This window comes from Streptomyces sp. NPDC088746 (assembly GCF_044751065.1).
GTDB lineage: Bacteria > Actinomycetota > Actinomycetes > Streptomycetales > Streptomycetaceae > Streptomyces.
Genome location: NZ_JBIVLA010000004.1, coordinates 333,822 through 351,681, shown reverse-complemented (window position 1 = coordinate 351,681; position 17,860 = coordinate 333,822). Strand labels below are relative to the sequence as shown.

Annotated in this window: 14 protein-coding genes; 5 read left to right on the top strand and 9 right to left on the bottom strand. The window is 71.3% G+C overall.

Translation table 11 applies throughout. From position 1 onward, the window contains the following. Nucleotides 1–75: 75 nt before the first annotated feature. The 8 genes from ACIP63_RS20550 to ACIP63_RS20515 form a co-directional block, all read right to left on the bottom strand. The gene (locus ACIP63_RS20550; RefSeq protein WP_401517439.1) at nt 76–1,902 is read right to left on the bottom strand and encodes an RICIN domain-containing protein; all 1,827 of its coding nucleotides are present in this window, start codon (nt 1,900–1,902) and stop codon (nt 76–78) included. A gap of 174 nt (nt 1,903–2,076) precedes the next feature. Further along, nucleotides 2,077–4,101 carry a GxGYxYP domain-containing protein gene (locus ACIP63_RS20545; RefSeq protein WP_401517437.1) on the bottom strand — a complete coding sequence of 675 codons (2,025 nt, stop codon included), beginning with the start codon at nt 4,099–4,101 and terminating at the stop codon, nt 2,077–2,079. A 222-nt stretch (nt 4,102–4,323) separates the two neighbouring features. Next, nucleotides 4,324–5,538, bottom strand: coding sequence for a D-mannonate dehydratase ManD (manD, locus tag ACIP63_RS20540; RefSeq protein ID WP_401517436.1), 1,215 nt, complete (start codon nt 5,536–5,538; stop codon nt 4,324–4,326). A 37-nt stretch (nt 5,539–5,575) separates the two neighbouring features. Further along, nucleotides 5,576–6,430 carry a carbohydrate ABC transporter permease gene (locus ACIP63_RS20535; RefSeq protein ID WP_401517435.1) on the bottom strand — a complete coding sequence of 285 codons (855 nt, stop codon included), beginning with the start codon at nt 6,428–6,430 and terminating at the stop codon, nt 5,576–5,578. Next, complete coding sequence (locus ACIP63_RS20530) at nt 6,427–7,386, bottom strand: carbohydrate ABC transporter permease (protein WP_401517434.1); 960 nt, start codon at nt 7,384–7,386, stop codon at nt 6,427–6,429. Before ACIP63_RS20530 ends, ACIP63_RS20535 begins: the two co-directional genes overlap by 4 nt. Then, nucleotides 7,386–8,705: an ABC transporter substrate-binding protein gene (locus ACIP63_RS20525; protein ID WP_401517433.1), complete on the bottom strand. Its 1,320-nt coding sequence runs from the start codon at nt 8,703–8,705 to the stop codon at nt 7,386–7,388. Before ACIP63_RS20525 ends, ACIP63_RS20530 begins: the two co-directional genes overlap by 1 nt. 204 nt (nt 8,706–8,909) lie before the next feature. Beyond that, nucleotides 8,910–9,725 carry a FadR/GntR family transcriptional regulator gene (locus ACIP63_RS20520; RefSeq protein WP_401518278.1) on the bottom strand — a complete coding sequence of 272 codons (816 nt, stop codon included), beginning with the start codon at nt 9,723–9,725 and terminating at the stop codon, nt 8,910–8,912. A gap of 69 nt (nt 9,726–9,794) precedes the next feature. Next, nucleotides 9,795–10,733 carry a helix-turn-helix domain-containing protein gene (locus ACIP63_RS20515; RefSeq protein WP_401517432.1) on the bottom strand — a complete coding sequence of 313 codons (939 nt, stop codon included), beginning with the start codon at nt 10,731–10,733 and terminating at the stop codon, nt 9,795–9,797. Between the two features lie 171 nt (nt 10,734–10,904). Between ACIP63_RS20515 and ACIP63_RS20510 the strand changes: the two genes are divergently transcribed. Further along, nucleotides 10,905–11,945, top strand: coding sequence for an NAD(P)-dependent alcohol dehydrogenase (locus tag ACIP63_RS20510; protein ID WP_401517431.1), 1,041 nt, complete (start codon nt 10,905–10,907; stop codon nt 11,943–11,945). Nucleotides 11,946–12,011: 66 nt separating this feature from the next. Here the strand turns inward: ACIP63_RS20510 and ACIP63_RS20505 are convergent, their stop codons facing one another. Then, nucleotides 12,012–12,686: a hypothetical protein gene (locus tag ACIP63_RS20505; RefSeq protein WP_401517429.1), complete on the bottom strand. Its 675-nt coding sequence runs from the start codon at nt 12,684–12,686 to the stop codon at nt 12,012–12,014. Nucleotides 12,687–13,167: 481 nt separating this feature from the next. Here ACIP63_RS20505 and ACIP63_RS20500 point away from each other — a divergent pair, with 481 nt between their 5' ends. From ACIP63_RS20500 to ACIP63_RS20485, 4 genes are all read left to right on the top strand, one after another. After that, complete coding sequence (locus ACIP63_RS20500; protein ID WP_401517428.1) at nt 13,168–14,460, top strand: YeeE/YedE family protein; 1,293 nt, start codon at nt 13,168–13,170, stop codon at nt 14,458–14,460. Nucleotides 14,461–14,542: 82 nt separating this feature from the next. Beyond that, the gene (locus ACIP63_RS20495) at nt 14,543–15,265 is read left to right on the top strand and encodes a response regulator transcription factor (protein ID WP_401517426.1); all 723 of its coding nucleotides are present in this window, start codon (nt 14,543–14,545) and stop codon (nt 15,263–15,265) included. After that, entirely contained in the window at nt 15,249–17,270 is a 2,022-nt protein-coding gene (locus tag ACIP63_RS20490) for a sensor histidine kinase (protein WP_401517425.1), read from the top strand. The genes ACIP63_RS20495 and ACIP63_RS20490 overlap by 17 nt, the downstream gene beginning before the upstream one ends. 101 nt (nt 17,271–17,371) lie before the next feature. Beyond that, complete coding sequence (locus ACIP63_RS20485; RefSeq protein ID WP_401517424.1) at nt 17,372–17,797, top strand: hypothetical protein; 426 nt, start codon at nt 17,372–17,374, stop codon at nt 17,795–17,797. Nucleotides 17,798–17,860 lie beyond the last annotated feature (63 nt).

Below are 17,860 nucleotides of genomic sequence, written 5' to 3'. Positions count from 1 at the left end.
GACGGATGAACCGGCACGACGGCCCGCCAGGTCTGCCTGGCGGGCCGTCGGTCATGTGCCGGCCCGGACCGGGCCTCAGACCCGCCGCAGCTGCCAGATCTGCGGCGCCAGTCCGTTGCAGGTCCACTGCTGGACGTTGCCGCCCGGTGCCCGGGAGCCCTCGGCCACGTCGAGACACTGGCCACCGGACCGGGAGACGAGCCGGTAGTACCCGCGGCCGACGCTCTCCGGACGCCAGTCCTGGGCCGCCTGGGCGTTGCAGTACCACTGCCGGACATTCGCACCGGGCGTCGTGGAGCCGTTCTCCACATCCAGGCAGTGCCCGCTGTTGCGGCCCGTGAGGGTGAAGTGGCCACCGTCACGCGCGCGGAGCGTCCAGTCCTGCGGAGCGAGTCCGTTGCAGGTCCACTGCTGGACGTTGCCGCCCGGCGCCCGGGAGTCCGCCGCCACGTCGAGGCAGTGGCCGCTGTTGACGTTCCTCAGCCCGTAGAGCGCGCCGTCCGCCACACCGGTCTGGTCGCCGCTGCCAGTGAGGGAGCCGGTCGCGAAGTACGGCCGGCACACCGAACCGTCCCAGTCGGTGGCGATCTGCAGCAGCCGGCTTCCGTCGGCCGACGGAAGCAGCGGAGAGCTGTAGTTCTGGCAGTAGTTCACCTCGGGTTCGGCCACCCGCACAGGCGAATCGATCTCGTACCAGGGGCCGCTGCCGTTCTCCGTGTTGACGAGAACCGTACGACCGCTGTCCGCCGAAGGGGTGCCGTCCCGGTTGAGCAGCCGCTGGCCCACCAGAAGGATCCGGCCGTCCGGCCCGCCGTCGGGTGACGGAGCCCATGCGATGGTCGGCGCCGCCCTGAAGTACTTGCCGTCGACCGTCTCCGGACGATCGCCCAGGGCTGTCGGGTCACCCCAGTTCCAGCCGTCCGCCGACGTCCGGAAGTGCACCACGCACTGGTACTGGCCGCCGGGGTTGCAGATCTCGAAGCTCATGAAATAGGTGCCGTTCGGCAGCTTGCGCACCACGGGCATGCCCGGCCGGTCGGGGGTCCAGCTGCTGGCCACGGTGGCGTGGTGCCCCTGCCAGGTGACGCCGTCGTAGCTGCGTGACGCCACCAGCTTCTGACTGTGGGCGGGGTCCGTCTCGTCGGCGTAATGGCAGACGAGCGCGCCGTCGGCGGCAATGGAGAACTCCGGTTCCCACAGGCCGCCCGTGCCGCTCGCGGTGGCACAGGCGGAGAGGTAGGACCAGGTGCGGCCCACGTCGTCGCTGCGCCAGATGCGCAGCGCCATACGCCGGTCCTGCTCGTCCTGGCCGGCGGACGAGGCCCAGAGCAGCGTGCCGGGCGCCAGGGCGCCCACCTGGCGCGGCAGTTCGAACAGGGTCGCGCAGCACAGCCCCTGGCCTGCCGCGGACTCGGGGTCGGCGACGCGGCCGACCTCGCGGAAGGTGGTGCCGCCGTCGGTGCTCTCGTGGATGGCGCCGACGCCGTTGTCGCCGTCGAAGGTGACGACGCTCGCGAGCACACGCCCGTCGGCCGCTCCGCTGTGGGCGAGCCGGATCGCGCGGGGATACAGGCCCGTTCCGTCGCGCAGGGGTGTGCCCGTGGCGGCGGGGGAGGCGGTGGCCGCAGGTGAGGCACCGGATGGGGCGGTGCCGGCCGCGGCCGGCACCGCGAGGGCCAGCAGGCTCAGCACCGCGGTCACGCAGAGCAGGAGCCGCCGCACCCCGGTGGGCCGGCGGGAAGCGCCTGCACCGGAGGGCCGGCTGTTCCCCGGCCGGGTGTGGGGGTGAGGTCGTGGTCGGCGCATACGCATCAGGGATTCCTCTTCTCGGGTGACGGGCCGCGGCGGACAGGGAAAGCGGCCGCCGGGACGCGTCGGGGCAGTTGGACATGCCCCTGACATTCCTGCCCGGCGGTGCCGGAGTGCCGGGGGGAAATGTACATCGATGTAAATACGGGCCGGAAGAGTGCGGACGTACCGAGTCGGTGGCACGCCCGCGGAGGCCGGAAGAGGCGGGGCGCACGTGGCTGATTCTCGGTACGCCCCGTCGGCGAACAGACCTGGAAGGGCCTTCCTCTACTGCTGGCGGTGTGCTGCAGCCCGGTTCACCAGATCGAAGAACGTGTCGCCGCGGACGACTTCGAAGGGCTCGCCGAGCAGGCCGCAGAGTTCGGCGATCTCACTCGGTGTCCAGCTCCAGGCGTTGACGGCGCCGGCGATGAACAGGGGTGCGGCGCGGTCCCAGCCCTCGATGTGCCGGAGCAGCGCATCCCGGTACTCGCGGGCCTTCCCCTGCGGAAAGAAGTTGCCGAGCACGGGAATTCCGGCGGGGCGGCTCTGCAGGTCTCCGGTCTCCCAGGACTGGATGATGCCGCGCAGCGGGGTGTTGTCCCGGTAGGAGCGGACGACGCGTTCGTCGAACGGGATCCAGCCGTCGCCTGCCGCGTTTCGGAGGTTGTACGCGTAGACCAGGTCCATGCCGGTTCGGCGCAGAAAACGGCCGGTGAGTGCGGTGTACGAGTCCAGGGCGCTCTCGGGCCACGAGCCGGGGTAGGTGTATCCGGCGCCGGAGGGGCCCGCGATCAGCAGGTCGTTGTCGGTGGCGGTGTTCTGGTAATGCGCCAGCAGTGCGGGTCCGATGTCCGCGAGCAGCGGGCTGACAGTCCAGTTGACGGGCACACGGCCCCTCATCGGGTCCTCCCAGATGGTGCGCATCCGGCGCTGGCAGTACTGGATGTTGTCGCCCTCGCCGACGGTGAGGGTGAGGTAGACACGGTTGCGGAGCGGGGTCGTCGGCCTCGGCGGGACCCTCCCGGAGATCTTGGCGGGGACGCCGGCGTGTACGGTGCCGTTCATGTAGTAGTCGGCGGGCACCACTTCGATGCCGTGCCGAGACGCCCGGTCGACGCCGCCCCACTCTCCCGCGACGTCGTCGGAGAACCAGCCGGCGTAGGGCGTGGTGGGCGCGACCCGGCTGAAGATCTCGTCGAGGAGCATGCCCGTCTCGCCGGAGGGGGGCAGCCAGAGGACCATCGCCCGGCTCGCGACGGCGTAGTCCCGGAAGTAGGGGAACGGCTCGACCCTGGTGGGTGCGGTCGTGGTGGCGGAGACGAGGTACTGGTTCCACAGCTCGACCTCGACCAGGAGTTGTTGTGTACCGGCAGGCGGGGTGAAGTGGTAGATGAAGTAGCCGTCGCCGTCGCAGAACCGGTTGGCGTCCCCGCCGATGGAGGAGTTGGAGCCGTCGAAGAGGTGCAGCACCTCGGCGGCCGTGCCCGGGGTGAACGGGGCGATCACCTCGTTGCCGTCGGCCGTCACTCTGACCGAACCGACCGAAGCGCCCCAGCCGTCGTCGCCGAACGAGTCCTGGAAACGCAGGTAGACGCCGTCCCCGCCCGAGGTCTCCGCGCTCAGATCGAAGGTACGGACCTGCCGGTTCGACGAGTCGCGGACGCGCTCGGCCTCCCGTGCGATCTCGCGCCATCGCACGTCGCTCGACCGTACCGTCCGAGTGGGGGGCAGTCCCGCCAGCAGGGTGTGGGTGCAGCGCGGGAACAGGTGGTCCAGTTGCCAGTGGTACGTGGCGAGCACGTCGTCCGTGTCGAAGCAGCCCCGCAGGTCCACGACGGTCTTCAGGCGGTGCTCACGGGCCTGTTCGGCGGTGGCGACGACGGCGTTCTCCAGGCCGGCCAGGGTGGTCGCCACGTTCACCGAGTCAGGGACCTCGGGGTCGTGCAGGATCGCGCCGCGCGTTTCGCCGCGATAGCGGGCGACGAGGTCCAGCGCGCGGTCGTGCCGGGTGACCGAGGCGCCGGTGCCGGGCAGCCAGCGGAGGTCGACATCGCCGGCGTCGAAGTTGAAGTAGAGGCGCGGACGGCGTCGGTTGACCACACCCTGAAGGGTCGTCAGCAGCAGCTGATCGTCTCCGTCGAGGGCACTGATGTCGGCGACGTCGAGCCGGGTGGGGCGGCCGAAGGACGGCAGCAGAGGGGCCATGGTGCGGGCCTCGGCCGCGCCGGCCGGTTCGGGCCGGGAGAGCCCGAGCCCGCCGGCCGTGAAAACTGCTCCGCCTGCCTGCAGAAGGGTTCTTCGGGACACCATCGGCGATCACTGCTCCCTGGAAGAGGCGGCGTGACATCGTTGTCAAATACGGGGCGAAGGTAGCCGCAGGGACGGGCCGTTGTCCATGGTGCACGCAGGAACCGATCAGCGGTGCACCCCTGCAGCACCGCTCGCCGGCCGCCGCCGGAGAGGCCGGACCGCCACGCTCTCCGCCGGCACGCCCCGAGGAGGAGGGAAGGCCGTGCCGGCGGGAACACGGGGTCACCAGTCGTGGACCGTCCCGTCGTGCAGCCGGTTGACCGGGAGGTACGCCGCCTCGTACGGGTGCGCGGCCGCCAGTTCCTCGTTCAGCTCCACGCCGATGCCAGGCGCCTCGCCCGGGTGCAGATGGCCGTCCACGAAGGTGTAAGCGTGGGGGAACACCTCCTCGGTGAGCGCCGTGTGGCCTGAGTACTCCTGGATGCCGAAGTTGTGTACGGCGAGGTCGAGGTGGACGGCGGCGGCCATGCCGACCGGGGAGATGTCCTCCGGGCCGTGGATCGCGCTCCTGATCTGGTACTGCGCGGCGAAGTCGAAGAGCTTGCGCAGCGGGGTGACGCCGCCGAAGTGGGTGACGGCGGAACGTACGTAGTCGATCAGCTGCTCGGTGATCAGGGACTGGTAGTCGTGGACCGTGTTGAAGACCTCGCCGATGGCCAGCGGTGTGGTGGTGTGGCGGCGTACCAGGCGCAGAGCCTCCTGGTTCTCGGCGGGCGTGCAGTCCTCGAGCCAGAAGAGGCGGTACGGTTCCAGGTCCTTGCCGAGGCGGGCGGCCTGGACCGGGGTGAGCCGGTGGTGTGCGTCGTGCAGGAGCGGGAGATCCGGGCCGAACTCGGCGCGCACGGCCTCCAGCACGTCCGGCATGTGACGCAGATAGGCGTCGGTGTCCCAGTCCTCCACCAGCGGCCGGGCCTGCTGGTGGAGCACGGGGGAGCCGCTGTCGTCCGTGCTCGACACGCCGTAGACCGCCTTCAGCCCGGGGATGCCGGACTGCACGCGTACGGCGGGGTAGCCCTCGGCGAGGCGGGCCCGGACCGAGTCGAGGAGTTCGGGGATGTCACGGCCGTTGGCATGGCCGTAGGTCCCCACGCGCTCCCGGCTCGCCCCGCCCAGGAGCTGGTAGAGCGGGAGGCCGGCGGCCTTCGCCTTGATGTCCCAGAGCGCGACGTCGACGGCGGCGATCGCGGCCATCGTCACCGGTCCGCGCCGCCAGTAGGCACCCCTGTACAAGGACTGCCAGGTGTCCTCGATGCGGTGCGGGTCCAGCCCCATGAGGAGGGGCACCACGTGGTCCTCGAGATAGCTGACCACGGCCAGTTCCCGGCCGTTGAGGGTGGCGTCACCGAGGCCGGTGAGACCCTCGTCGGTCGTCAGCCTGAGCGTGACGAAGTTACGGCCGGGGCTGGTGACGAGGACCTTCGCGTCGACAATTTTCATGGGGGTACTTTCTTCCGAATGCGGTGGTGAGGGCCGTTCAGCCCTTGGAGGCGCCGGAGGTCAGACCGGCCACCAGGTACTTCTGGCCGAGGACGGCGGCCAGCACGACGGGGACGGTGATGAGCGTCGCGGCGGCCATCAGACCGCCCCAGTCGGTGCTCGCGTACGAGATGAAGTTGAAGAGGGTCACGGGCACCGTCTGGGTGCGGTCGTCGGCGAAGATCAGCGCGAACATGAAGTTGTTCCAGCTGAAGACGAAGGCGAGCAGAGAGGCGGTCGCTGTCCCGGGGGCCGCGAGGGGCAGAGCGATGCGCCGGAAGGCGCCGAACGCGCTCAGCCCGTCGGTGCGTGCGGCCTCCTCCAGTTCGACCGGCAGGCCGGCGAAGAAGCTGATCATGATCCACATGATGAGCGGGACGGAGACGAACATCTGGCTGAGGATCAGCACGGTGTAGGAGCCGACGAGCCCCATCTGCGCGAACAGGTAGTACCAGGGCACGAGCAGTGAGATCGCCGGCACGATGCGCGCGACCAGGATCAGCGAACCGGTGCGGTGCATGCCGAAGCGTCCGACCGCCCAGGCGGCGGGCACCGCGATGACGGCGGAGAGCACGGTGGAGACCACGCCGACCAGCAGGGAGTTGCCCATCGACCGCAGGATCTGGCCGGCCTCGACGATGCTGCGGAAGTTCTCGAGGGTGGGGCTGAACCACAGGCCCACGGACGGATCGGTCACCTGGACGTTGGTCTTGAAGGCGGCGGCGAACATCCAGACCAGGGGCAGCGCGAAGACCAGCGTCACGAGGGCGATGGCGATGCCGCGCAGCCACGAGCGGACCGCGCGACGGCGCAGGTGTGCCGGGACGGGCGTGGGGGTGACGGTGGCACTCATGCGGTCTTCCTTCCGCTCCGGCGGCGCAGCAGCACCACGACGCCGATGATGAAGAGCGTGAACAGGACCAGGACGGCGGCGGCCAGGCCGTACTCCTGGTAGTCGAAGGTCAGCCCGTAGGCGTAGACGTTGAGGGTCTCCACCTCGAAATCCGAGCCGCCGCCCGCACCCTTGGTGGCGTAAAGGATGTCGAAGGTCTTGAGCGCGTCCACCGCGCGCAGCACGAGGGCGGTGGCGAGCGTCGGGCCGAGCATGGGCAGCACGACGTGGCGGAACCGCTGCCAGCCGTTCGCCCCGTCCATGCGGGCGGCTTCCTCCGGCTCCTCGGGCAGCGTGGTCAGCCCGGCGAGCAGCAGCAGGGTCATCATGGGCGTCCACTGCCAGACATCGATGAGCATCAGGGTCGGCAGCGACTGGCTGACGGAGCCGAGGAACTCCTGCCGGGGCAGCCCGGCTCCGGCGAGCAGATGGTTGGCTATGCCGTTGGTGGGGTCGAGGATCAGCAGCCAGAGGATGCCGATCGCCACGGGAGTGGTGAGCAACGGGATGATCAGAACCGTACGCACCCACCGCATCCCCCGGAACGGCTTGCGCATGAGCATCGCCAGGGCGAGACCGAGCACCGTCTCCAGGATCACCGCCCCGACGGTGAAGACCAGTGTGCGCTGCGCGGCGGGCCAGAAGCGGCGGGTGTCGCCGAGGGCGTCGGTGAAGTTCCGCAGGCCCACATGCTCCTTGCCTGCGTTCACCGCGCCGAAGGCGTCGGTCAGGCTCAGGTTGACGGTGTAGACCAGCGGAAAGACGATCATCAGGCCGACGAACAGCAGCGCCGGGGCGAGCATCGCCCACTTCAGCCGTCGGTTGGCCTGTTCGAAGGTGCGGGGGCGGCGCGCGGGGGCCGGACCCGTGCCCGGTGCGGCGGCGGGGCGGGCCGGGGAGACCTCTGTGGTGGACATCAGGACTCCTTGTGGCGGTTGTCGCGGACGAGGAAATCGGCGAACTCCGCATCGGCGTCCCGGGCCACCGGACGTACGTCGTTGCCGAGGATGCCCGCGACCAGGGGCCTGCCGACGATGTCCCTGGCCCGGCCGACCTGAAGGACCCGGGGCCGGTCGTAGCCGAGGCCGCGCTCCGCGTTGAGCCGCATGGCCTCGCCGAGATCCGGGGGGAAGGAGGCCAGGGACGCTGGGTCGGACCACACCGAGCTACGGGCGCCCGGGATGCCCTCCTTCTGGAGTGCCGCGGTCACCTCGGTTCCGGCGGCCCACCTGATGAACTCCCAGGCGTCGTCGCGCAGCAGACTGAACTCGCTGATGCCCAGGCTCCAGGACGGGATGTTGTGCGGCCGGGCGCCGGCCGGTCCGGCCGGGAAGGGGGCGAAGCCGACGGTCTCGCGCACGGTCGACACCTTCGGGTCGAGGAAGCTGCTGTAGATCGCGTCGGCGTCGATGTAGAAGGCCGCCTTGCCCTGCGCGAAAACCGGCATGGCCTGTTCCAGGCTCATGTTGGTGGCGCCGGGCGGTCCCGTCCTGGCCAGGAGGCTGCCGTAGTACTCGTACGCGGCGAGGGCCTCGGGTGTGCCGATGCCGGACTTGCCCCGCACCACGAAGTCCCCGCCGTGCGAGTACAGGAAACTCGACCACTGGGACACGGCGCCGCTGCGCTGGCCCCGGCCGACGAATCCGTAGAATCCCTTTTTCTCGTCGGTGAGTTCCCGGGCCGCCGACATCAGCGCCTCCAGGGTGCGCGGCGGTCCCCCGAGGTCCTCCACGAGGTCCTTGCGGTAGTACAGCGCGGGGCGCTCCGTCACCACCGGGACGCTCAGCACCTTGCCCGCCGTCACCGAGGCCTCGCGCGGAGCCTCCTGGAAGTCGGGCCAGGCGAAGTCCTCGTCCTGGGCGACGCGGTCGCTCAGGTCGGCCAGCCAGCCGTTGTGCGCGAAGAGCAACTGCTCCTGGAGCGCGCGGACCATCATGACGTCCACGTCGGTGCCCGAGGCGTTGAGCTTCACGTTGTAACTGCTCGCCAGCTGGTCCGCGGTGAGCAGGGTCATGGAGACCCGCCGCCCGATGCGCTCCTCGAACTCCTTCGTGCGGCGGCGGATCGCCTGGGACCACACGTGGTTGATCGCCATGATCCGCAAGGGGGCGTCGGCGGAGGGCCGCCCGCCCCTGCTCGTACACGCGCCGAGCGCCCCCATCCCGGCGGCTCCCGCGACTCCTGCCGCCAGCCTGCCGAAGGAGCGCCGGCTGAGGAGCTGGCTGCTCGTGGACATCGTCGTCCTCGTCTTTCTGCGCTGTCGTGCGTCCTGCTCACCTGAGGCGTTTCACCGCCGCGGGAGCTCCCGATCCGTCTGGCCCAACTGGTAGGACCAGTTGAACCAGACGGACGTTAGCAGGGGAGAGGCGGGCCGAACAGCCCTTTGACGGGCCGGATTCAGCGGGGAGGGGTTCGTGGGGCGGTCAGCGGCGGGAGGGCGCTACCCGGCCGTCCTGCCGGCGCCGTATCGGTTTCCGGTCCCGTCCAGCAGTGTTTCGATGTGGTTGCGCGCCATGATGTCGACCTGGATGTCGAGATCCTTGCCGTACGTGCGCAGGCCGAGCATCAGGTGCTCGCGCATCCGCTCACCGGCCAGTTCCACGTCACGCGCCTCGATCGCCTCGAAGATCTCGGGGTGGTGCGGAACACCGGGCTCGCCGATCGAGGGGTCGGAGTTGGAGCGGAGCATCATCTCGAACATCATTCCGCTGATCGACGAGAGCATGATCCTGAGGACCGGGTTCTTGCTCGCCTCGGCGACGGCGTCGTGAAAGGCCATGTCGGCCCGGGCCTTGACGACGACGTCGCTCGCCGACTCCAGTGCGTCCCGGGCGGACCTCAGCGCCTCGATGTCCTCGTCGGTCGCGTGCTCGGCCGCCAGACGCACCGTCTCGACCTCGAGCGGCAGCCGGGCTTCGATCAGCTGCCGTACGGTGGGCCGGCCCGCGCGGTAGAGGGCGTCGTACCCCCTGGCCTGTCCCGAGGTCTGCTCACGCACGAAGGACCCGCGACCGGGCGCCACCTCGATCAGGTGCTGGGCCTCCAGCCGCCGCAGAACCTCGCGCACGACGTTCCTGCTGGCTCCGAACTGGGTGGCGAGCTCGCGCTCCGAGGGGAGCTTGGTCCCGACCGCGATGTCACCGGACCGGATGTCGTGCTCGAGTTCCCGCGCGATCCGTTCCGTCAGGAGACCACGCCGCTCGGGGGCCGCGGCCTGGCCGGAACGCGCGGGGGAGGAAGAGGCGGACGGCTGCATCCCCGCAGCGTACAGGCTGGTCATGGGCGGGAGGGGCAGGAATTCCCGCAGCCGGACGAGCGGTTCGGTCTACGGCCTCTCGGGGACGGACCTGCCGGCCCGCGTGGCGTCCTCGCCCCAGCTCGCCAGCAGGCGCAGTGCGTCCGCGGACGCCGAGCCCGGCTCCGGGTGATAGGCGATCACCGACTGTTCCGCGTCGTCGGGCAGAGCGAAGGTCTCGAAGGCGAGCGTCAGCTCACCCACCAGCGGATGGTGCAGCCGCTTGACGCCGTGACTCTTCTCCTTGACGTCGTGCCTGGCCCACAGCCGCCGGAAATCCTCGCTCTTCACGGACAGCTCACCGACCAGCGCGGAGAGCCGCGGGTCGTCGGGGTGGCAGCCCGCGTCCATCCGCAGGTGGCTGACGATGTCCGCCGCCTTCTGGTCCCATTCCACGAAGAGGTCCCGGTACTCCGGCTTCAGGAACGTCAGCCGCGCCCAGTTCCGCTCCTGCGGAGGGAGCTGCGCCCAGTCGCCGAAGACCGCCGCCGCCATCCGGTTCCAGGCCAGGATCTCGGAACGCCGCCCGACGACGTACGCGGGGACGCCCTCCATCGTGTCGAGCAGCTGACAGAGGGTGCCGCGCACCCGCTGCTGCCGCGTCGACGGCTTCTTCCTGTGCTGTTTGGGCTTCGCGAGGTGCGTGAGGTGCGCCTGCTCGGCGCCGGTCAGCCTCAGGGCCGACGCGATCGCACCCAGTACCTCCCCGGACACGTTCTGTCCGTTGCCCTGTTCGAGGCGTGTGTAATACGCCACGGACACCCCGGCCAGCTGGGCGAGCTCCTCGCGCCGTAGCCCCGGGACCCGGCGATGACGGCCGAAGTCGGGCAGACCCACGTCCTCGGGCTTGAGCCGCGCCCGCCGGCTGCGCAGGAACTCGCTGAGCTCGGCGCGCCGGTCGAGGGCACGGCCCGCACCGCCACCGGGGACGTCCGCGGACTGCCGCTCGGGTACAGGCTGCTCCTCCATGGGTCCAGTATCCATGGTCGTACGCACACCATCCTGACCCCGCCAGTAGTAGGACCACTGGACGTAGGCAGAGCCGTGGCCTGGGTGAATGCGGGGAGACAGGGCAGGCTGGACGACGTGCCCGGACCGAAAGCCGCCGGGCGCAGGACCACTCCTTAGGAGAATTCCCGCATGACCACTGTCGCTGCGTACGCCGCCCCCTCCGCGAAGGCTCCGCTGGAGCGCACCACCATCGAGCGACGCGCGGTCGGCGAGTTCGACGTCCTGATCGACATCAAGTTCGCCGGCATCTGTCACTCGGACATCCACCAGGCCCGCGACGGCTGGGGCGAGGGCATCTTCCCGATGGTGCCCGGCCACGAGATCGCCGGCATCGTCACCGAGACGGGCTCCGGCGTCACCAGGTTCGCCGTCGGCGACCGCGTCGGCGTCGGCTGCATGGTGGACTCCTGCCGCGAGTGCGAGAACTGCGAGGCCGGCCTCGAGCAGTACTGCGTCAAGGGCAACATCGGCACGTACAACGCCCTGGACAAGAACGGCGACCCCACGTACGGGGGCTACTCCACGCACATCGTCGTGGACGAGAACTACACGGTCCGTATCCCGGACGGCCTGGCGCTCGACGAGGCGGCGCCGCTGCTCTGCGCCGGCATCACCACGTACTCGCCCCTGAAGCGCTGGAACGCCGGCCCCGGCAAGAAGGTCGCCGTCCTCGGCATGGGCGGTCTCGGGCACGTGGGCGTCAAGATCGCGCACGCGCTCGGTGCCGAGGTGACCGTTCTCTCGCAGTCCCTGCGCAAGCGGGAGGACGGGCTGAAGCTGGGTGCCGACCACTACTACGCCACCAGCGACCCGAAGACCTTCGAGGAACTGCGCGGCACCTTCGACATCATCCTGTCCACGGTGTCGGCGCCGCTGGACTTCGGCGCCTACCTCTCCCTCCTGAAGACGAACGGCGCGCTGGTGAACGTCGGCGCCCCGGAGGAGCCCATATCCGTCAACCTCTTCTCCCTGATCGGCGGCCGCAAGTCCCTCTCGGGCTCCGCGATCGGCGGCATCCAGGAGACCCAGGAAATGCTGGACTTCTGCGCCGAGCACGGATTCGGCGCGGAGATCGAGCTGATCGGCGCGGCCGAGATCAACGACGCGTACGAGCGCGTGCTGAACAGCGATGTCCGCTACCGGTTCGTGATCGACACCGCGACCATCTGAGGCCCGTCCGAAGGGGGAGTCGTCTCCGCGTGGCTCCGACAGAGCCGCGCGGAGCCCTCTGAGAGGTCAGCCGCCTCCCAACAGCCCGCCGAGCAGCCCTCCCAGCAGGCCGCCCGACTGTCCGGCGGGTGCGGCCGTTTCTTCGGCCCCCGGCTCCCCGGCATCGCCGTCACCGGCGGCCGGGGGCTCGGATCCGGAGCCGCCGGTGGTCGCCGGGGCGGGAGATGAGGGCCCGTCGACGGGCCCCTCCCCGTGCGTATCGGTCTGCGTCGTCCCGTCGTCCGTGGGCCCGGAGGCCCCGGGGCCCGAGGAAGGCCCGGTGGGACCGGCGTCCACCGCGGGTGGGCGCGTGGGGCCGGGCGGCGGAACGAGGGTCAGCGGCAGAGCGGCCGCCGACCGCCGCGCCGGTCCGGGTGTCGCGGGACCCGGTGTGGTGGGCCCGGATCCGGCGGCCGTGTTCTTAGGTCCCTCGTCCTCGGCCGACCCCGCCCCCGGCTCGCGCTCCAGGCCCATCGCCCGGGGCAGTTGGAGGAAAGGTGCGCCGGCATCACCCCCGACCAGCGCGGCCACGACCGTCGTGGCGTAGCAGGCGCAGCAGATCGCGGTAACGGCCCCTGCGCGACGCCAGGTTCGGCTGCGTCTCCCGGTGGTGTCGACGAACACCGGCCGGCCTGGCGGTGCGACGGCCCGGCCGGCCGAACGCGCCGGACGGCCGCCGCCCGGCTCGTCGTCGCCTCCCACCCCTCCACCTGATATGCCTCGTACATCGCTCGCTCCGGCACTGCGCATGCCCACGTCACTCTCCCTCTGTCCCGGCCCGCCCGACCCCGCTCCGGCAGCGCCCCCTGGCCGGGGCCCGAGCCAAGCGTGCCTGAGTCCTGGCAACGACGGAGGCTCCCTCAACTATTCGGGCCCGAAGGCTCTGCGGATTGGCCGGACCGGCAGGGTAGGCCGGACGGGGGCGCCGCCGGCGAACCCGCACCGGGCCGTGAGGGCTCGGAGGCTTTCCGCATGGCGAGACGGCCCGGCATGCGGAGGGCCCTCGTCCGTATATTCGTACGCATGTCTGCATCGGCCCTGTCACTGTGCCTCGCGCTCTTCGCGCACTCGGCGTGGTGCGTCGACGACGGTCTCTGTCGCGGCTGAGCCCCGCGTCGGCGGCGCGTACCGCGCTGTCGGCAGCCAATGCCGCTGTCCGCCGAGCATCATCCCGGAGACCTTCGTGACCACCGCGCCACCTGCCGGGCCGGCCGCGCCGCCGCGCGCTCTGCCCGCCCTGTTCGACCCCTCTCCCACCTCCGTGCCGCGCCCGGAGGCGCCGCCGCTGCCCCCGGTACGCAGGACGCCACTCACCGTGGCCGGTCTGCTCGCCGTCGCCCTGACCGCGTATGTGTGGTCGGCGCACGGCGCCAAGCCGGGTGTGCTGCTCCTGCTGGGCCTCGGACTGGGCGTCGCGCTCTTCCACTCCAGGTTCGGCTTCACCTCCGCCTGGCGGCAGCTCATCGCCGTGGGCAACGGCACCGGGCTGCGGGCGCACGCGCTGCTGCTCGGCACCACGGCCACCCTGTTCGCGCTCGTCATCGGCACGAGCACCGGGCTGTTCGGCTCGCAGCCGGCCCCGTCCGGCGGAGCGATCGGCGTCGGTCTGGTCGTCGGCTCGCTGCTCTTCGCCGTCGGGATGCAGCTCGGTGGTGCCTGCGCCTCCGGCACCCTCTTCGCCGTCGGATCGGGGCAGAGCTCCGTGCTGCTGACCCTCGGCGGCTTCATCGCGGGTGCCACGCTCGCCGCCTGGCAGTTCGACCTGTGGAAGGACCTCCCCGCCTGGGAGCCGGTCGTGCTCTCCGACCACATCGGCTGGCCCGGCTCGTGGGCGGTGACGATCGCCGCGCTGCTGCTGGTGGTCGTGGTCACCCGACGCGTCCAGGCCCGTCGTAACCCGCCGCCGCTCGGCGCCGTACCCTCGGCGCGCACCTCGGTCGTACGCGCCTTCCGGGGCTCCTGGCCGCTGGCCGCCGGCGCCCTGGTGCTGGCGGTCCTCGGCGCGGGAGTGCTGCTGGTGTCCGGCGGCGCCTGGGGTGTCACGAGTGCGTTCAGTCTGTGGGGCTCGGAACTGGTGGGGGCCCTCGGCGGTCACCCGGAGAACTGGACCTGGTGGCGGCAGCCCGGCAACGCGGAGATGCTGTCGGGCCCCGTGCTGGCCGACAAGACCAGCCTCACCGACATCGGCATCATGATCGGTGCGGCGGTGGCCGCCGCGCTCGGCGGTACCTGGGCCCTGCACCGTGGCATCCCGTGGCGTACGGCCGTCGCGTCGGTGCTCGGCGGTGTGCTGATGGGCGTGGGAGCACGGCTGGCCGGAGGCTGCAACATCGGCGCCTACCTCGCGGGCGTCGCCTCGGGCAGCCTCAGCGGCTGGCTGTGGGGAGCGGTCGCACTGGCCGGCACCTGGATCGGGCTCAGGCTGCGTCCCCTGTTCGGCCTGGGCAACCCCAAGCCGGGGGACGGCGTCTGCTGATGGCGGCCGCCCGCACGCCCCCGGGCCTGCCCTTCCACAGGGCAGGAACCGGCGGCCCGGGCACTCCTCTACGATCACCCCCGTGTGCGCAAACGTCATAGTCGCGGAAGACGACGCGAAACAGGCCGAGCTGGTCCGCCGCTACCTCGAACGCGAAGGCCACGCGGTCACGGTGGTGTCCGACGGCCTCGCGGCCCTGGAACAGGCGCGGCAGGGGGCTCCGGACCTGCTGGTGCTCGACGTGATGATGCCTCGGGCGGACGGGCTCGACGTGGTCCGCATACTGCGCTCCGAGGGACGGGAGTTGGCGGTCCTCATGCTGACCGCCCGGGCCACGGAGGACGATCTGCTGCTCGGGCTCGACCTGGGCGCGGACGACTACATGACCAAGCCCTACAGCCCGCGCGAGCTCATGGCACGCGTACGCACCCTCCTGCGGCGCACCCGGCGGGACGGCGGACGCGAGGACGGGCACGTCCTGCGGGTCGGATCGCTCGCCGTCGATCCCGTACGTCACGAAGTGGCGGTCGAGGGCGCAGGAGTCGAGTGCACACCGGGGGAGTTCAGGCTCCTGTCGGCGATGGCAGCGGAGCCCGAGCGGGTCTTCACGCGCGAGCAGCTGCTCGCCGAACTCCACGGGTTCGACCGGTACATCAGCAGCCGGACCGTCGACGTGCACATCATGAACCTCCGCAAGAAGATCGAGCGGGCGCCCCGGCGGCCGGTCCGGCTCCTCACCGTCTTCGGGGTCGGCTACAAGCTCATGGACCCGCAGAAGGGCGCCCCGCGTGCCGCGGCGCGCTGAGCGCGGCGGACCGCGCCTGCGTCTCCCGCTGCGCAAGAGTCTCCTCGGCCGGCTGCTGGCGGTGTCCGCCCTCGTCGCGGCCTGTTCGGTCGCCGCGACCGCGTGGCTGGCCGTACAGACCACATCCGGCGCGATCGAGCAGGAGCAGGGCCGTAACCTCGCCGCGGACACCCGCGTCCTCGACACCCTCCTCGCCTACGCGGCCGAACACCCCTCCTGGGGCGGGGTGGGGCCCACCGTGAAGGAGCTGGCCGACGCGTCCGACCGGCGGATCACGCTGACGACACAGAGCCGGCAGATCCTCGCGGACTCCGCCACGGCATCCTCCTCGCCACCTCCGGCCCTGCCTCCCCAGGCATCGGCGGTCGTGGACCCGCTGTCCGTGGCCGCCCCCTCCGACGCCGGTTCGGGCTCCGGCTCCCTGACGGTCGCGGCACCCGGCACGGACGGGGCGCAGCGCTCCGGCAACGACAGGGTCGACCCGCGGGCCGTCGGACCGTTCAGGCTGCCCGAGGCCGAACGTACGTCGTTGCGGCGTACCGCGGACGAGGCCGTGCAGTGCCTCAGCCGGTCCGGAATCGCCTCCGACGTCGTCGAGGGGCCCAGCGGGCGGCCCCGTATCCAGGTCGTGGGCAACGATCCGGACCGCATGCGTGGCAGCCAGTGCTCCACGGACGCCCTGGACAGCCCCACCACGACCGAGACGAAGGCGCTCACCGCCCTCAACGAGCTCGTCAACGCGTGCCTGGACCGGCAGGGGGGCGAGGCCGTACAGCTCGATCTCGACCTCTCGTGGAGAACCGACGAGGACTCGGCCGCCGCGACGGCCGTCCCCGTGCCGACACCCGTGCCCAGCCTCGGCGTTCCGCGGGAGGCCCTGCCGACAGAACTGTCCACGCCCGCGCCCCTCGACAGCGAGAACGACCGCGACATCGCCTCATGCGTCGGCATCGCCCGCCAGGAGCAGCTCAGTTCGTACGTCGCCTCACCCGCCCTGCTGTTCATCAGCGACCCGGGCGGGGGCGCCGTGCCCGGCTTCGAGCTCTCCCCTGCGAACACGGCGAAGATAACCGGGGTCGCGGCGCTCGTCCTCGCCCTCACCGTCGGCGCCTCGATCCTCGCCGGAGTACGGCTCGTGCGGCCGCTCCACGCCCTCACCGGAGCGGCCCAGCGCATGCGGGACGGCGAGGAACCGTCGCATGTGGTGGTCGCCGCGGACAACGAGATCGGCCGGCTGGCCGCCGCCTTCAACGACATGTCGGCGCACCGCGCCCGGCTGGAGGAACAGCGCAAGGTGATGGTCAGCGATGTCGCGCACGAGCTGCGCACGCCGTTGAGCAACATCCGCGGGTGGCTCGAGGGCGCCGAGGACGGCATCGCCGACGTGGACGCGCTGTTCGTCTCCTCACTGCTGGAGGAGGCGGTGCAGCTGCAGCACATCATCGACGACCTCCAGGACCTGTCGGCGGCCGATGCCGGTGTCCTGCGCCTGCACCCCGAACCCGTACGGATCGAGGAGCTGCTCGCCCATGCGGCGGCGGCCCACCAGGCCCAGGCCGATGCCGCCGGCGTCGCCCTCACCGTGACCGTCCCGGACGGACCCCGCCCGGTCCCCGAACTCACCGCCGACCCGGTCCGGCTGCGGCAGGCGATCGGCAACCTGGTGTCCAACGCCGTACGCCACACGTCGGCGGGAGGGCGGGTCACCCTGCGCGCCTACGCGACCGGGTCCGGCGAAGCGCACGAGGAGGTGGTGCTGGAGGTCGCCGACACAGGAAGAGGCATTGCGCCCGAGGACCTGCCGTACGTCTTCGACCGGTTCTGGCGCGCGGAGAAGTCACGCAGCCGCCGTACGGGTGGCAGTGGCCTCGGGCTGGCGATCGTCCGCAAGCTCGTCGAGGCGCACGGCGGGACGGCCGGCGTGGTCAGCACGGTGGGCGAGGGGTCGGTGTTCACCCTGCGGATGCCGCCGGCCGGCCCTGATCCGATGAACATGGCGGTCTGACAGCTTCCTCACAACTTCGCTCCAGTCTGTAGGCATGCCCGGCGCCCGACGCGCATCCGTGCGCGGGCACCACCAACGCCGAGCTGGAATCGGAGTTCTTCATGTCCCTTCGTCCGACCCTGCGCACCGCGGTCCTGGCCACTGTCGGCCTGGGCGCGGTCCTGCTGCCGTCCACCGTGGCCGTCGCCGACGCCACGCCCACGCGGGCCGCCGCCGAGCGCAGCGCGACCTCCACCCCGGAGGCCGCCGAGCGCAGCGCGACCCCCACCCCGGGGACCGCCGAGCGCGGCGCGACCCCGACCCCCGCGCCCCAAGGCGCGGAACCCACCGAGATGGCGGCGACTCCGGTCCCCGCCGAGGCCGTGCCGGCCGGCACGGTGCCGCGCGGCGGCGTCGACGCCGGTGAGCGCCCGGCCCAGGGCGCCGGTGACACCGCGCTCTACGGTTCCGCGGCCGGAGCGGTGCTGCTCGCGGGCGCCGGTGTCCTCGTGCTGCGCCGCCGGTCCGCCGCACAGCGCAACGGCTGATCCCGCCCGGTGGCGCCGCTCCCCGCCCGGGGGCGGCGCCACCGCCGTTCTTCCTCCCGCTTC

What these genes read in the sequence shown, in the direction of transcription:
- ACIP63_RS20550 (WP_401517439.1), bottom strand. Translation starts at nt 1,902, where the DNA reads ATGTCAGGGGCATGTCCAACTGCCCCGACGCGTCCCGGCGGCCGCTTT.
- ACIP63_RS20545 (WP_401517437.1), bottom strand. Translation starts at nt 4,101, where the DNA reads ATGGTGTCCCGAAGAACCCTTCTGCAGGCAGGCGGAGCAGTTTTCACG.
- manD (WP_401517436.1), bottom strand. Translation starts at nt 5,538, where the DNA reads ATGAAAATTGTCGACGCGAAGGTCCTCGTCACCAGCCCCGGCCGTAAC.
- ACIP63_RS20535 (WP_401517435.1), bottom strand. Translation starts at nt 6,430, where the DNA reads ATGAGTGCCACCGTCACCCCCACGCCCGTCCCGGCACACCTGCGCCGT.
- ACIP63_RS20530 (WP_401517434.1), bottom strand. Translation starts at nt 7,386, where the DNA reads ATGTCCACCACAGAGGTCTCCCCGGCCCGCCCCGCCGCCGCACCGGGC.
- ACIP63_RS20525 (WP_401517433.1), bottom strand. Translation starts at nt 8,705, where the DNA reads ATGTCCACGAGCAGCCAGCTCCTCAGCCGGCGCTCCTTCGGCAGGCTG.
- ACIP63_RS20520 (WP_401518278.1), bottom strand. Translation starts at nt 9,725, where the DNA reads ATGCAGCCGTCCGCCTCTTCCTCCCCCGCGCGTTCCGGCCAGGCCGCG.
- ACIP63_RS20515 (WP_401517432.1), bottom strand. Translation starts at nt 10,733, where the DNA reads ATGGAGGAGCAGCCTGTACCCGAGCGGCAGTCCGCGGACGTCCCCGGT.
- ACIP63_RS20510 (WP_401517431.1), top strand. Translation starts at nt 10,905, where the DNA reads ATGACCACTGTCGCTGCGTACGCCGCCCCCTCCGCGAAGGCTCCGCTG.
- ACIP63_RS20485 (WP_401517424.1), top strand. Translation starts at nt 17,372, where the DNA reads ATGTCCCTTCGTCCGACCCTGCGCACCGCGGTCCTGGCCACTGTCGGC.